General features: G+C 30.8%; 11 protein-coding genes. All 11 read left to right on the forward strand.

What is annotated here, in order from left to right:
• Window positions 1–58 precede the first annotated feature (58 nt).
• Entirely contained in the window at window positions 59–2059 is a 2001-nt protein-coding gene (locus CURI_RS05450) for a cell division protein FtsA (RefSeq protein ID WP_014967229.1), read from the forward strand.
• 103 nt (window positions 2060–2162) lie between these two features.
• Entirely contained in the window at window positions 2163–3251 is a 1089-nt protein-coding gene (locus CURI_RS05455; protein WP_014967230.1) for a VanW family protein, read from the forward strand.
• 49 nt (window positions 3252–3300) lie between these two features.
• Complete coding sequence (locus CURI_RS05460; RefSeq protein WP_041701974.1) at window positions 3301–3957, forward strand: DUF2225 domain-containing protein; 657 nt, start codon at window positions 3301–3303, stop codon at window positions 3955–3957.
• Between the two features lie 259 nt (window positions 3958–4216).
• Complete coding sequence (locus CURI_RS05465; RefSeq protein WP_014967232.1) at window positions 4217–5014, forward strand: FAD binding domain-containing protein; 798 nt, start codon at window positions 4217–4219, stop codon at window positions 5012–5014.
• Window positions 5008–5460 (forward strand): (2Fe-2S)-binding protein, encoded by a 453-nt coding sequence (locus CURI_RS05470; RefSeq protein WP_014967233.1) that lies wholly within the window; start codon window positions 5008–5010, stop codon window positions 5458–5460. The genes CURI_RS05465 and CURI_RS05470 overlap by 7 nt, the downstream gene beginning before the upstream one ends.
• Window positions 5461–7860: a xanthine dehydrogenase family protein molybdopterin-binding subunit gene (locus CURI_RS05475; protein ID WP_014967234.1), complete on the forward strand. Its 2400-nt coding sequence runs from the start codon at window positions 5461–5463 to the stop codon at window positions 7858–7860.
• Window positions 7861–8055: 195 nt separating this feature from the next.
• Complete coding sequence (locus CURI_RS05480) at window positions 8056–9366, forward strand: lipase family alpha/beta hydrolase (protein WP_041701566.1); 1311 nt, start codon at window positions 8056–8058, stop codon at window positions 9364–9366.
• Window positions 9367–9570: 204 nt separating this feature from the next.
• Window positions 9571–10041 (forward strand): tRNA (uridine(34)/cytosine(34)/5-carboxymethylaminomethyluridine(34)-2'-O)-methyltransferase TrmL, encoded by a 471-nt coding sequence (trmL, locus tag CURI_RS05485; RefSeq protein ID WP_014967236.1) that lies wholly within the window; start codon window positions 9571–9573, stop codon window positions 10039–10041.
• Window positions 10042–10150: 109 nt separating this feature from the next.
• On the forward strand, window positions 10151–11755 hold the full coding sequence (locus CURI_RS05490) for a Na/Pi cotransporter family protein (RefSeq protein ID WP_014967237.1): 1605 nt from the start codon (window positions 10151–10153) through the stop codon (window positions 11753–11755).
• A gap of 189 nt (window positions 11756–11944) precedes the next feature.
• Window positions 11945–12889 carry a thioredoxin-disulfide reductase gene (gene trxB, locus CURI_RS05495; RefSeq protein WP_014967238.1) on the forward strand — a complete coding sequence of 315 codons (945 nt, stop codon included), beginning with the start codon at window positions 11945–11947 and terminating at the stop codon, window positions 12887–12889.
• 422 nt (window positions 12890–13311) lie between these two features.
• Window positions 13312–14331 (forward strand): type I glyceraldehyde-3-phosphate dehydrogenase, encoded by a 1020-nt coding sequence (gene gap / locus CURI_RS05500; RefSeq protein ID WP_014967239.1) that lies wholly within the window; start codon window positions 13312–13314, stop codon window positions 14329–14331.
• Window positions 14332–14347 lie beyond the last annotated feature (16 nt).

Consider the following 14347-nt stretch of genomic DNA (forward strand, 5'->3'; position numbering starts at 1 on the left):
AAACTACTTTTTAAAATAAAAACATACACTTATTGTTTTCAGGAAAGAGGTGGGAGTAATGAAAGACTCTTTAAATAATGATGAAGATGTAGTATTTTCCTTAGATATAGGAACTAGGACGGTAATAGGAATTGTAGGAATATATAAAGAAGATAAGTTAAATATCATAGCTAGTAGTATTTTAGAACATGAAAAAAGAGCCATGCATGATGGACAAATACATGATATAAATAGTGTTGTAAAAGTAGCTAACAAAGTGAAAGAAGATTTAGAATCGCAGATAGGATTTAACTTAAAAGAAGTTTCTATAGCTGCTGCCGGAAGAGCTTTAGAAACCAATAGAGCTAAGGTTAAAAGGGACATAGACTTCACTAGAGAAATAAATAATGAAATTATAAAAAGTACAGAATTAGAAGCAGTGCAAAAAGCTCAGGATGATCTAAAAAATAAGCTTAAATTAGAAAATAGTAAGTATTATTGTGTAGGATATACTGCAGTAAGCTATTTTTTAGATGATATATTAATTGAAAATTTAGAAGGACATAAAGGAGATAACATAACTGTAGAGATTATAGCTACCTTTTTACCACATACAGTAATAGATAGTCTTACTACAGTTGTCGATAGATTGGGTCTAGAAGTTACGAATATGACATTAGAGCCAATAGCAGCATTAAATGTAGCTGTTAAGAAAAACTTAAGACTTTTAAATATAGCATTAATAGATGTTGGAGCAGGAACTTCAGATATAGCCATAACTAAGGATGGTACAGTAAATGCTTATGCAATGGTATCAACTGCAGGAGATGAAATAACAGAAAAATTAGTAACTAAATATCTGTTAGACTATGATGTCGCTGAAGATTTAAAAGTCAATTTAAATACACCTAAAACTCATGAATTTCAAGATATAGTAGGGACTATTCACAGATTAACTACTGAAGAAATCTTAGATAGAATTGATGAATCTATAAGACAATTAGCAAAAGAGATATCGAGTAAAGTAATAGAGTTAAATGAAAGATCACCTAGTGTAGTATTTCTAATAGGTGGAGGTAGTCAAACTCCAAGACTAAGTAAATACATATCAGAGGAATTGGACATGCCCGAAGATAGAGTGGTTATTAAAGATACAAACTTAATTGAGAATATAACTGGAATTAACGACCATATAAAGGGTCCTGATGCTATAACACCAATAGGAATAGCTATGATATCAGCAGAAAATAGCTATAGAGATTTTATGGAAATCACTATAAATGGAGAAAAAGTAAAGTTATTTAACACTGAAAATTCAAGAATTACAGATGCATTATTAATAGTTAACTATAATCCTAGAAAACTTATAGCAAAAAGAGGAGAAGATTTAAAATATTATTTGAACGGTGTAGAGAAAAACATAATAGGACAAGTTGGGGATCCTGCTAAAGTATATGTAAATAATAAACTAACAGATTTAGAACATAAATTGAAGCATAAAGATATAATAATATTAGATGAGGCAACATCAGGAAAATCAGGAAGGGCAAATATTTATGACATAGTAGATATAAATAAAAAGATCTACTTAAATGGAAAGCCCCATGATTTAGTTTTAAGTTTATCACTAAATGGAGAAAGAGTAAGTGAAAATCACGAACTAAAGAATGAAGATAAGATAGACGTTTCAGAGGTTAAGACACTTTATGAACTTTTTGATTACTTAGATTTAGATATAAATCATTTTAAGTGTTATAAAGATAAAAAAGAGATCCATGGAGATTATATCTTAAATAAAGGTGATATGATAACTTATAGTAATTCAGAGCCAAATAAAGAATACAATAATAAGGATGAATCAAATAAGGCTAGTAAAGTTATAAATCTGAACATAAATGGTGAATCGAAGTCAATAAATTATGATAAGGATTGTTTTAAGTTTATAGATATATTTAACTATATAGATTTTGATATGAATAAAGCTAAAGGAAATTTAATACTTGAGGTAAATGGAGGCAAAGCACAATATCAACAAAAATTAAAAGATGGAGATATTATAAAAGTGTGTTGGCAAAATTAACATAATTAAAGTATTTTTATAATTTATCTAAGAGCTTAGAATTCAGTTGAATTATAAGCTCTTAAGTAAGTTAAGCCTTAATAAATGTAAGGAGGTCATATATATGAGTAATGGTGCTAAAATTGCTTTAATAAGTGTTTTTATTATATTAATAGTTGCTGTGGGAGGCTTTTCTTACAATATACTGAATAACAATACCATATATAATGGAGTCAGTATAGATGATCTTGAAGTAGGTGGATTTCAAAAAGAGGAAGCAAAAGATTACCTGGAAAGCATTTTAAAAGATGGACTAGAGAATAGAAAAATGACTCTAGGCAATGGGAATTATACTAAAGAAGTAAAATATAAAGATTTAGGTATAGACCATGAGTATCAGAAATCAGTCGAAGAAGCTTATCAAATAGGCCGAAGAGGAAATATATTAGCTCGAATGAAAGAAATTTTTACAGTAAGCTTAAATGGAAAGAATATTGAGTTGAAAATAAAAAAAGATGATAATAAAATTATAAGCTTAGTCGAAACAGTAAACAGTGAAATATCATCAGAAAAAAAAGATGCCACAATAAAGTACTCGGAAGGCAGATTTATAGTAACAGATGAGGTTATAGGAATTGCAGTAGATAAGAAAAAGTTAACAAAGAATATAAATGATAGCATAATGGTTGGAGAATTTATAGAAATTCCTATAACAGAAGACAAACCAAAAATGACAAAAGAATTACTTAGCCTAATAAGTAGTGAGATAGGTTCATATTCTACTAGTTTTGGTCTGGAAGACTCAAATCGAGTGCACAATGTGCAACTTTCTGCTAAATCAATAGATGGGAGAGTAGTTCTACCAGGAGAAGTTTTTTCGTTTAATGAAACAACAGGACCTAGAAGTAAGAGTGCTGGTTATAAAGAGGCAACTGTAATAATGAATGGAGAATTTGTTCCAGGTGAAGGTGGAGGGGTATGTCAAGTGTCAAGTACACTTTACAATACTTTGTTGAATTCAAAGATGGATATAGTAGAAAGACACCCACATACTTTGCCAGTGGGATATGTTCCAGAAGAAAGAGATGCTACAGTTGCATATGGATACTTAGATTTAAAATTTAGAAATAGCTCTGAAGCCCCAATATATATAAAAGCAGATGTAATTGGAAATCAACTTATAATAAAACTATTTGGTAAAAATAAGGCATAGATAAGCTTGTATTGGGAACAACTATAGGAGGCATATTACTTTGGAAGAAATGATATATAGTAAAAAACTAACATGCCCAGTATGTGGAAACAAATTTACGAGCATGAAATCGATGGATTCTAAGCTTAGAGTGGAAAGAATTGACTCGGATTTTTTAACTCATTATAGAGGAGAAACTATTCCTTTAAAATATAGTGTATTTGTTTGTCCTAAGTGTGGCTATTCAGCTGTAGAAAATAGCTTTGATAATATGAATACTAGAAAAAAGCAAATAATAAAAGATGAAATAACTAAAAAGTGGGTAGAGAAAGACTATACAAAAGAAAGAACTATGCAAGATGCTATAATGTGCTATAAATTGGCACTATACTGTGGTGAAGTACTTCAATTAAAAAAAGTAGAGTTAGCAAGTATATGCTTAAAAATAGCATGGCTTTATAGGATAAATAATGATGAAAATGAAAAAAGATTTCTTAAGCTTTCAGTGGAGCTTTACGAAAAGTCGTACAGTGAAGAGGAAAGTAACATGGACGAATTGACGTTAATATATTTAATAGGAAATCTATATATGAGAATTGGTGATATAGATCAAGCTACTAACTGGATGGGCAAAGTAATATCTAATCCGTATATAAAAAGTAATCCTAAGATTGAAAAACTATCTAGGGAGCAGTGGGGAATTATAAAAGAAAATAGAAATAACTAATGACGAATTTTATAATAAAAGCTAAAAAAATGTTCCATTTTGTTTTTTAATTTGAATTTATTAAATTTATGGTATAATATAAATTAGTGATATAGAATTTATATATAGAATATAGATTTTATATCACTATAATCTATAACTGCTCTTAAATTTTTAGATTATTTCAATCTATGATTCAAACAGAATCTAAATTAAATTATTAGTTTAAATTTTGTTTAATTAATAAATACTTTATAATAAACAAGGGGTGACTAAATCAATGATAACTTTTGGAGACTATATAAAACCCAAAAGCATAGAAGAAGCATACGAAATCATAAGTACTAAGAAGCCTGCCAGAGTAATGGGTGGTGGAATGTATATGAAAATGGGAACTAGAAGAATAGGACTTCTGGTTGACCTATGTGATGCAGGATTAAGTTATATTAACGAAACTGAAGATAGCGTTGAGATAGGTGCAATGACTACTTTCAGAGAAATGGAAACAAGTGAAATTTTAAACAGATGCTTTGATGAGCACATACAAGACTCTATAAGAGACGTTATAGGGGTACAGTTTAGAAACATAGTAACAATAGGTGGTACAGTTTATATAAAACATGGATTCTCTGACCTTATACTTCCGTTATTAGCACTAGATGCAAGAGTGGTGTTCTTTAACGGAGGAGAAATATCTTTAGAAGACTATCTAAAAGAAGAAGGCATGAGAAGAGATATATTAGAAAAAATAATAATACCAAAAAGAGAAGTAAAAGCTTCATACCAATCATTAAGAATATCTAAAGGTGACTATGCAGTATTATTAGTTTCAGCATTAAAAGATAAAGATGGATACAGAATAACAGTAGGAGCAAGACCACAAAAAGCAGCTTTAGCATATGATGCTATGAAGCTTTTAAATGAATCAGGTGCAACTGAGGAAAACATTATCAGAGCTGGTGAGATAGCTTCTGAAGAGCTTACTTTCGGAACTAATACTAGAGGTTCTAAAGAATATAGAAAAGAAATATGTAAAGTATTAGTAAAAAGAGCTTTAAAGGAGGTTGAATCATGCTAGTAAAATTAAATATAAATGGAACAAATAAAGAAGTAAATATAAAACCTCATGATTATTTATTAGAAGTATTAAGAGAACTAGGATATTTAGGTGTAAAAAGAGGATGTGAAACAGGTAACTGTGGAGTATGTACAATTCTTGTAGATGATCGTCCTATACTTTCATGTGGATATTTAGCTGCTAGAGCGGAAGGACATAAAATAACTACAATAGAAGGTGTACAGGATAGAGCCAAAGCTATAGGACAATGTATAGTAGACGAAGGTGCTGACCAATGTGGATACTGTACTCCAGGATTAGTAATGGCAACAATAGGACTAGAAAATGAGAACCCAAATCCTACAGAAGATGAAATAAGACACTATTTAACAAACAACCTTTGCAGATGTACAGGATATGCTGGACATATGAGAGGACTTAAAAAATATTTTAAGGTGGTGGACTAAATGAAATCATCTGATATGTACAGAGAAGAAATTGAAAAATTTGAATCAGTTAGAAAATCAATTAACAAAATAGATGGAATAAACTTAGTTACAGGGAAACCAGTATATACTTCTGACCTTGCTCCAAAAGATTGTCTTGTAGTAAAGATACTAAGAAGTCCCCATGCGTTTGCTAAAATTAAAAATATAAATACATCTATAGCCATGAAAGTTCCTGGCGTTGAATGTGTACTAACTTGGAAAGATGTTCCGAGAATAGCTTTTACGAGAGCTGGGCAATCGTTCCCAGAGCCGTCAACTTATGATAAATATATACTTGATGAGTATGTAAGATATATCGGAGATGAAGTTGCTATAGTTGCAGCTGCAGATGAAGAATCAGCAATGAAAGCAATGAAGGCAATAAAGGTAGACTATGAAGTTTTAGAGCCAGTTTTAGATCCAGAAACAGCTGTAGGTCACCCATCTATAATACATCCAGATACTGAAAATTATCATGCGAATATTCCTAATGGTGTAGACTTTTCACAAAATATAGCTGCTACAGCTCACTATGAATATGGTGATATTGATGATGTTCTAAGTAAATGTGAAGTAATAGTAGAAGATGAAGTAAGAATGCAAGCACAAGCACATGCTATGATGGAACCATATAAGACATTTACGTATATGGATATGCATAATAGACTTGTTATCGTATCATCGACACAAATACCTTTCCATATTAGAAGAACAGTGGGAAGAGCAATAGATATGCCTGCTAGCAAAATAAGAGTAATCAAGCCTCGTATAGGTGGAGGTTTCGGTGGAAAACAAACTGGTGCAAGTGAATACTATCCAGCTATAGTTACAAAGATAACAGGGAAGCCAGCCATACTAGAATATGATAGAGTAGAAACGTTTAACAATGCTACTTCAAGACACAATATGAAGGTTGGAGTAAAAATAGGAGCGGACAAAGACGGTACAATAAAAGGTGTTAAGCTATGGGCGCTTTCAGATCAAGGTGCTTATGGTGAGCATACTACTACAACAGTAGGACCTGTATGTTCAAAAGTTTTAACTATGTACAATAAATGTGAAGCCGTACACTTTGATGGACTAGTAGTTTATACTAACAAACCAACAGCGGGAGCTTTTAGAGGATTTGGTGTTACTCAAGGGGTTTATGCTGTTGAAACAGGTATGAATAAATTAGCCCATACACTAGGAATGGATCCAACTGAATTAAGAAACAAAAATATGGCAAGAGAAGGCGAAGATTGTATTCTATTTAACTTAACAACTTTAGGTGAGCATGATACTCCAGTTCAAAAGATATTAAGTTGTGGCTTACATGATATGGTAGCTAAAGGTAAAGAATTAATAGGATGGGATGAAAAATATCCTGGAAAACAAGTTGGACCAAATAAATTCCGTGGAATGGGAATGTGTATAGCACAACAAGGATCTGGTATTCCTAAAGTTGACTCTGCTACTGCTGAAATTAGATTCCAAGATCAAGGATTCTTTACTCTTTTAACAGGAGCAACTGATATAGGTACGGGAAGTGATACTATATTAAAGCAAATAGCTGCAGATGCTATAGGTATTCACGAGGATAGAATAGAGGTAATTTCATCAGATACGGATTTAACTCCATTTGACGTTGGAGCGTACGCTTCAAGTACAACTTATGTTTCAGGAAATGCTATAAAAATGGCAGGAGAAAACCTAAGAAAGAATCTTTTTGAAAAAGTAGCTGAATACTTTAATGTATCAGTAGATGAATTAGATTTTGATGGAGATGCATTCTCTACTAAAGATGGTTCACAAACAGTTACTCTAGAAGAGTTTGGAACTAAAATAACATATGCTGGATTCAACCAAATAATTACTGGTACAGGTAACTGGGTACCTCAAAGAGCAGCTCCTCCATACATGGCAGGATTTGCAGAAGTAGAAGTAGACACAGAGACTGGTGAAGTTGATGTATTGAACTTTGTTGGTATGTTTGACTGTGGTACTCCAATAAATCCTAAATTAGCGAAAATACAAGCTGAGGGTGGTATAGTTCAAGGTATAGGTCTTGCACTATGCGAAGATGTAAAATACGACTCACGTGGTAGACAAATGTCTGATACTTTAATGGAGTATAAGATTCCAAGTAGAGACGATATGAAAACGAATATAATAGTTGACTTTGTTGAAACTTATGATCCAACAGGACCTTATGGAGCTAAGTCAATAGGAGAGGTTGTTATAAACTGCTCTGTACCATCTATACTTGATGCTATATACAATGCTACAGGTGCATGGATGTCAGATGTTGAATTACCAATGACTCCTGAAAAAGTTCTTATGAAGATAAATGAAGCAAAAAGAGGAGAACAAAAGAACGCTCCAGAATCAGCTAAGTAATATATAAGTATAAAAGAAAGATGTAAATAAAATTATATTTACATCTTTTCTTTTATTTTTTGTAAAAATGATTCATATACTATAATTAGTGTAAAAAACTATTCTCTAAATAAGAGACCATAAGTATGTGTTAAGAACACTAAAATATATGATGCTAACATATACTTATATAAAAAACTAAAGGTGGTGAAAAAAATGATGATTTTTAAAAAAATAAGATCTAAAAAGAGAAGAAATCCTATAATTTTTCTTCATGGAATATTTGGATCTATAGGAGATAGCATAATACCTGGTACTGGCGATTTAGACTTTGGGATAGCAGAATTTGCATATAGACCAATAATAAATACGCTTAATGAAATGGGCTATGAGGAAGGTAAAAATTTATTTATAGCATACTATGATTGGACTAAAAGCAATGTATACTCTGCGAAGAATTACTTAATACCTACTATACAAAAAGCAAAAGAAGTAACAGGGTGTCGTAAAGTTGATATAATAAGTCATAGCATGGGAGGAATAGTTGGTAGAGCTTATGCACAAAGTAACCTATATCAGAATGATATAGATAAATTTATAATGATAGGAACACCAAATGCAGGTGCCATAGGAGCATATTATTTCTGGAGTGGTGGGGAAATTCCATATGAAAAAATAGAGAACAACATACTTTATAAGATAATTAAGAAAGGATTCTTATGGAGCTTTCAAATTAAATACAAAGAAAAAATGAATATGGATCTCATAAGAAAAAAATTCCCATCAGTACAGGAGCTATTACCTAATTATGATTATGGAAATTATTTATTACTAAATGATAGCGAAGAAAGAGAATATATACCCATAGAAAATATGCAAGTCAGAAATACACTTCTTAATGAACTTAATAAAAATAGCGGTATACTAAAGAAACGCAGAATAAAAGTATACTTGATAATAGGAACAAATATAGAGACGAATAAAGAAATAACTGTAAGAGCGTATAGCAAAAATACAGGTCAGTGGGAAGATGGTAGACCAGTGGATAATATAAAAACAAAATTAGGAGATGGAACAGTTATATGTGATAGCTCTGCTGTAATAGAAGGAAGATCAATATATATAGATAGCAATCATACAGATATACTAGCTGATAGCAAATACGCATTATCTTCAATTTTACAAATTCCTATTCCACAAAAGATAAGCACAAGTAGGCGTAAGGTTTATAAAAAAATACATAGTATATTAGCTAATGATGTAAAAGACATAAAGATAAACATAGATGGTAAAGAAAAAAGCATAAGTAGTTGTAGAGACTATAAATCAAATGAAGTGATAATAAAAAAACTGTTTGAAGATACATATTGGATTGTGATTAAGAGTGAGGAAGAAAATAAAATTAAAATTAACATATCTTCATTATCTTGTGAAGGTAATATTTTAATATATACTGGAGATATAAATTCTGGAATTATAAAGACAAAGAATATACAGGTGAAAGATAACTTAAGTTTGTCAATTTAAAAAACTTATAATAAAATAATTATGACTATAATTCAATATCAATCATGCTTATAAATACAAATACTTTCTTATGTAATAATAGACTTTAAGATTATTCTTAGAGTCTATTATTATTTATAGAAAAAAACAACTTATAAATGCAAATAAAATGTATAATTATATAAGACTAATTAATGATTAAAAGTATCTAAGGAGGATGAAATTATGACAGTAAATATTGTACTATATCAACCAGAAATACCACAGAACACAGGAAACATAGCTAGAAGTTGTGCAGCTACAGGAGCTTCTCTTCATCTTATAAAACCTCTAGGCTTTTCAATAGATGATAAGCACCTAAAAAGAGCAGGACTAGACTATTGGAGCTTATTAGATTTACATGTGTATGAAAATATAGATGAGTTCTTTGAAAAAAACTCTAGTGGAAGTTTTTACTTTTCTACGACTAAAGGCGTTAAGAATTATTCTGATTTTGCATTTGAAGAGAATTCATTTATAATTTTTGGAAAGGAAACAGCTGGATTACCAAAAGAAATATTAGAAAAATATAGAGAAAAAACTATGCGAATTCCTATGGTTAATGTCGAAAAAGCAAGATCTTTAAACCTGTCAAATTCAGTAGCTATAGTCCTATATGAGGCACTTAGACAACAAGGCTTCTTAAATCTTATATAAAATTAGTTAACAAAGTTAACATAGATTTAACAAAACTTTTACCTAAATATATTATTATTTTAATGGTACAAGCCATATAAAATAATAATATAAAATTAGGAGGGTATAAATGGAAATAGCATTCGGTGTTATCGGTGGTCTTGGAATGTTTCTATATGGAATGAATATTATGGGAACGGGACTACAAAAAGCAGCAGGAGAGAAACTAAAAAGACTTATAGAAATATTAACTAATAATAGATTCATGGGGGTACTAGTTGGTGCACTTGTGACAATGGTAATTCAAAGTAGTAGTGCAACTACAGTAATGGTAGTTGGTTTTGTCAATGCAGGCATAATGACATTGACCCAAGCTGTAGGAGTTATAATGGGAGCTAATGTAGGTACAACAGTTACAGCTCAGCTTATAGCATTTAATTTTTCTCAAATTGCTCCAGTAGCTATAGGTATAGGGGTTGCAATCCTTTTATTCTCATCAAACAAGAAACATAAAGAATTTGCAGAAATATTAATTGGTTTTGGTATTCTTTTTGTAGGAATGGACTTAATGTCAAGCTCTCTTAAGCCTTTAAGTAAATCAGAAACTTTTAGAGGTTTACTAATGAGCCTTAACAATCCTTTTATAGGAATACTAGTAGGATTTGGATTAACTACTATGTTACAAAGTAGTAGTGCATCTATAGGGTTATTATTAGCGTTAGCTATGGAAGGTTTTATAAATATAGATATGGCTTTACCAATACTATTTGGAGATAATATTGGAACTACTACTACGGCTTTAATATCAAGTATAGGGGCTAATAAAACTGCGAAAAAAGCTGCATTTATTCACTTCCTATTTAACGTAACAGGAACTATACTCTTTATGATAGTACTTAGAAAGCCTATACAAAGCATAGTTTATAGCTTTTCACCATCAGATGTACAAAGACAAATTGCAAATGCACATACACTATTTAACTTAACAAATGTAATTATACAATTCCCATTTGCAGGTTTACTAGTTAAAGCGGCTGAAAGAGTAATAAAAGGTGATAAAGAAGATGAAAATCAATTATTAAAATATATAGACAGCAGAATTATAGAAACTCCTTCAGTAGCACTAGGTCAAGTTTCTAAGGAAGTTTTAAGAATGAGTAAAATGGCTGAAGATAACTTAAAAACAGCATCAGAAGCATTTTATAGTAAAGATGATAAGCTAATAAACAAGGTATTTGATGGAGAGAAAAAAGTAAATGAACTAGAGCAAGGAATAACAGAATATTTAGTTCAACTTTCAAACGCACCGCTAACAGATGAACAACATAATATGGTTACAACTTTATTCCATGCTATAAACGATATTGAACGTATTTCAGATCACTCAGAAAATGTAGCTGAACTTACACAATACAGAATAGATGATGATCTTTGGTTTACAGACGACGCTATTGCGGAACTTCATATAATGTTTGATAGGGTTCATGAACTTTATCAGAATGCTATTCTAGCATTTAAAACAGCTGATGCAGATATAGCTAGAAAAGTTATAATAGAAGAAGATGAAATAGATATTATGGAGAAAAAATATAGAATAAATCATATAGAAAGACTTAACGGTAAAAGTTGTAGATTAGGTTCAGGAATAGTATATCTAGACATAATAAGCAACTTAGAAAGAGTAGCAGATCATTCAGCAAATATAGCACAGTATGTACTAGATGCGGTAGAATAATTTAATATATATAGTGAAAAAACAGAATGAGTTATTGAAACTACATTCTGTTTTTTTATATATAATCATTGAATAGAAATATAAAAGGAGGGTAAAACATATAGTAATTATGTAATTAGAGTTATTACTCTATAGGAACTGTAATACTTATATAACAATGAATGAAATGGAGAAAAGGAGCGATAAAGAATGAATGATATATATGATTTAATCATAATAGGATCAGGACCGGCTGGTCTTTCTGCTGGATTATATTCAGGTAGAGCAAAATTAAGAGCATTAATAATAGAAAAAGAAAAGCCAGGAGGACAGATAGCTTCAACAAATGAGGTTGCAAACTATCCAGGCTCTATTAAAGATGCGACAGGTCCATCTTTAATAGAAAGAATGGTAGAACAATCAGATCAATTTGGTACAGAAAGAGTAACAGATGAAGTAAGAGAAGTTAATTTAAAGGATAAGATAAAGGTAGTAAAGAGCGATAAAGGAGAATATAAATCAAAATCAGTTATAATAGCAACTGGAGCTAAACCTAAATTATTAGGATGCCCTGGTGAGAAAGACTTTATAGGAAGAGGAGTTTCATATTGTTCTACTTGTGACGGGGACTTTTTTACTGGTCTAGATGTATATGTTGTAGGAGGAGGAGACTCTGCTGTTCAAGAAGCTCTTCACTTAACTAAGTTTGCAAAAAAAGTTACTATAATTCACAGAAGAAGTGAGTTGAAAGCTGCGAAATCTTTACAAGATAGAGCATTCAAAAATGAAAAGATAGATTATATATGGGACTCAGAGGTTAAAGAAATAAAAGGAGAAGGAATAGTAAATTCGCTAGTATTGGAGAATTTAAAAACTGGAGAAAAGAGAGAAATTATAGCAGATGATGAATTTGGAACTTTCGGAGTGTTTATATTCGTGGGATATGATCCACAGACAGAAGTATTCAAAGATCAGATAGAATTAGATAGAGGATATATAAAGACAGACGAATATATGAAAACTAGTCTTCTAGGAGTATTTGCAGCAGGAGATTGTAGAAATACACCTCTAAGACAGGTTATAACAGCTTCAGCAGATGGTGCCATAGCATCTATTTATGCAGAGAAGTATATACATGATGAATTTGAGAGTTAATTATAAGCTATATTTCATAAAAGTAATATCATTACTATAAGTAGAGATACAATATCTTTAGTATTGACAGCTCTATTCATATGACTTTATTAAGAATGAAAAAACTTATGTAAAGAATGGTAACTGAGAAAGATATAATGTATTGACAAAAAAGCTTAGATTTATTTTATAAATAAATCTAAGTTTTTTTTATCAAAACCTTGAAGTTTACAAGTGATTAGACTATACTTAAATATGATAGTTTGCCCTAAAAAATGAAAGAGCGTATAACGAAATGAATATATTGAGAAAATAATACATATTAATTATTTTACAATATATAGAATGGATATTGTAAAAAAGGGTATAAACACTTAAAGACATGTTTTTTTAGAGACAGACAACTATAAAAATAAACTATAAAATTAGAGGAGGAATTTTTAATGGCTGTAAAAATTGGAATTAGTGGTTTTGGTAGAATAGGAAGAGATATATTAAGAGCTTATTTTGAAAGTGGTGCTACAGACGTAGAAATAGTAGCAATAAATAATGGATCAGGTAGTGCAAAAGATTTAGCACACTTATTTAAATATGACTCATTATACGGAAGATTTGATGGAGACATTGAAGTAGTGTCTGACGATAAAATCAAAATAAATGGAAAAGAATTAGCAGTAATAAGAGAAAGAAGTCCAGAAAATATACCTTGGAAGCAATTAGGAGTAGAAATAGTTATAGATGCTACAGGAGCATTCAGAGATAAAGCAGGATTAGAAAGACACCTACAAGGTGGAGCTAAGAAAGTTATATTAACAGCACCAGCTAAAGGTGACGATGTTAAAACTATAGTTATGGGAGTTAATGAGAACGAATATAATAAAGATGAACATAATATAGTTTCAAATGCATCATGTACTACAAACTGTTTAGCTCCATTTACTAAAATAATTTTAGAAAAGTTTGGAGTTAAAAAAGGTCTTATGACTACAGTTCACGCGTATACAAATGACCAAAACGTATTAGATAATGCTCACTCAGACCCTAGAAGAGCAAGAGCAGCAGCAGAGTCAATAATACCTACAACAACAGGAGCTGCTAAAGCAGTTGCATTAGTTATACCAGAGTTAAAAGGAAAATTAAATGGATTTGCAATGAGAGTACCTACTCCTACAGTTTCAGTAGTAGATGTTGTATTTGAAGTAGAAAAAGCTACTACAGCTGAAGAAGTAAACGCAGCTCTTAAAGAAGCCGCTGAAGGTGAATTAAAAGGAATATTAGGATTTTCAGATGAGCCATTAGTATCAATAGACTATAAAAAAGATCCTCATTCATCAATAGTAGACGGACTATCAACTATGGTAATAGATAACATGGTTAAAGTAGTATCATGGTATGATAACGAGTGGGGATACTCATCAAGAGTATTAGACCTTGCAAGATACATCACTAGTAAAGGAATCTAATTTATAAGTTATAATA

It is taken from the genome of Gottschalkia acidurici 9a, from assembly GCF_000299355.1.
Taxonomy (GTDB): Bacteria; Bacillota; Clostridia; order Tissierellales; family Gottschalkiaceae; genus Gottschalkia; species Gottschalkia acidurici.

Excerpts from the sequence above, each read along its gene's own strand:
- CURI_RS05450 (WP_014967229.1), top strand. The coding sequence starts at position 59 with ATGAAAGACTCTTTAAATAATGATGAAGATGTAGTATTTTCCTTAGAT.
- CURI_RS05455 (WP_014967230.1), top strand. The coding sequence starts at position 2,163 with ATGAGTAATGGTGCTAAAATTGCTTTAATAAGTGTTTTTATTATATTA.
- CURI_RS05460 (WP_041701974.1), top strand. The coding sequence starts at position 3,301 with ATGATATATAGTAAAAAACTAACATGCCCAGTATGTGGAAACAAATTT.
- CURI_RS05465 (WP_014967232.1), top strand. The coding sequence starts at position 4,217 with ATGATAACTTTTGGAGACTATATAAAACCCAAAAGCATAGAAGAAGCA.
- CURI_RS05470 (WP_014967233.1), top strand. The coding sequence starts at position 5,008 with ATGCTAGTAAAATTAAATATAAATGGAACAAATAAAGAAGTAAATATA.
- CURI_RS05475 (WP_014967234.1), top strand. The coding sequence starts at position 5,461 with ATGAAATCATCTGATATGTACAGAGAAGAAATTGAAAAATTTGAATCA.
- CURI_RS05480 (WP_041701566.1), top strand. The coding sequence starts at position 8,056 with ATGATGATTTTTAAAAAAATAAGATCTAAAAAGAGAAGAAATCCTATA.
- trmL (WP_014967236.1), top strand. The coding sequence starts at position 9,571 with ATGACAGTAAATATTGTACTATATCAACCAGAAATACCACAGAACACA.
- CURI_RS05490 (WP_014967237.1), top strand. The coding sequence starts at position 10,151 with ATGGAAATAGCATTCGGTGTTATCGGTGGTCTTGGAATGTTTCTATAT.
- trxB (WP_014967238.1), top strand. The coding sequence starts at position 11,945 with ATGAATGATATATATGATTTAATCATAATAGGATCAGGACCGGCTGGT.
- gap (WP_014967239.1), top strand. The coding sequence starts at position 13,312 with ATGGCTGTAAAAATTGGAATTAGTGGTTTTGGTAGAATAGGAAGAGAT.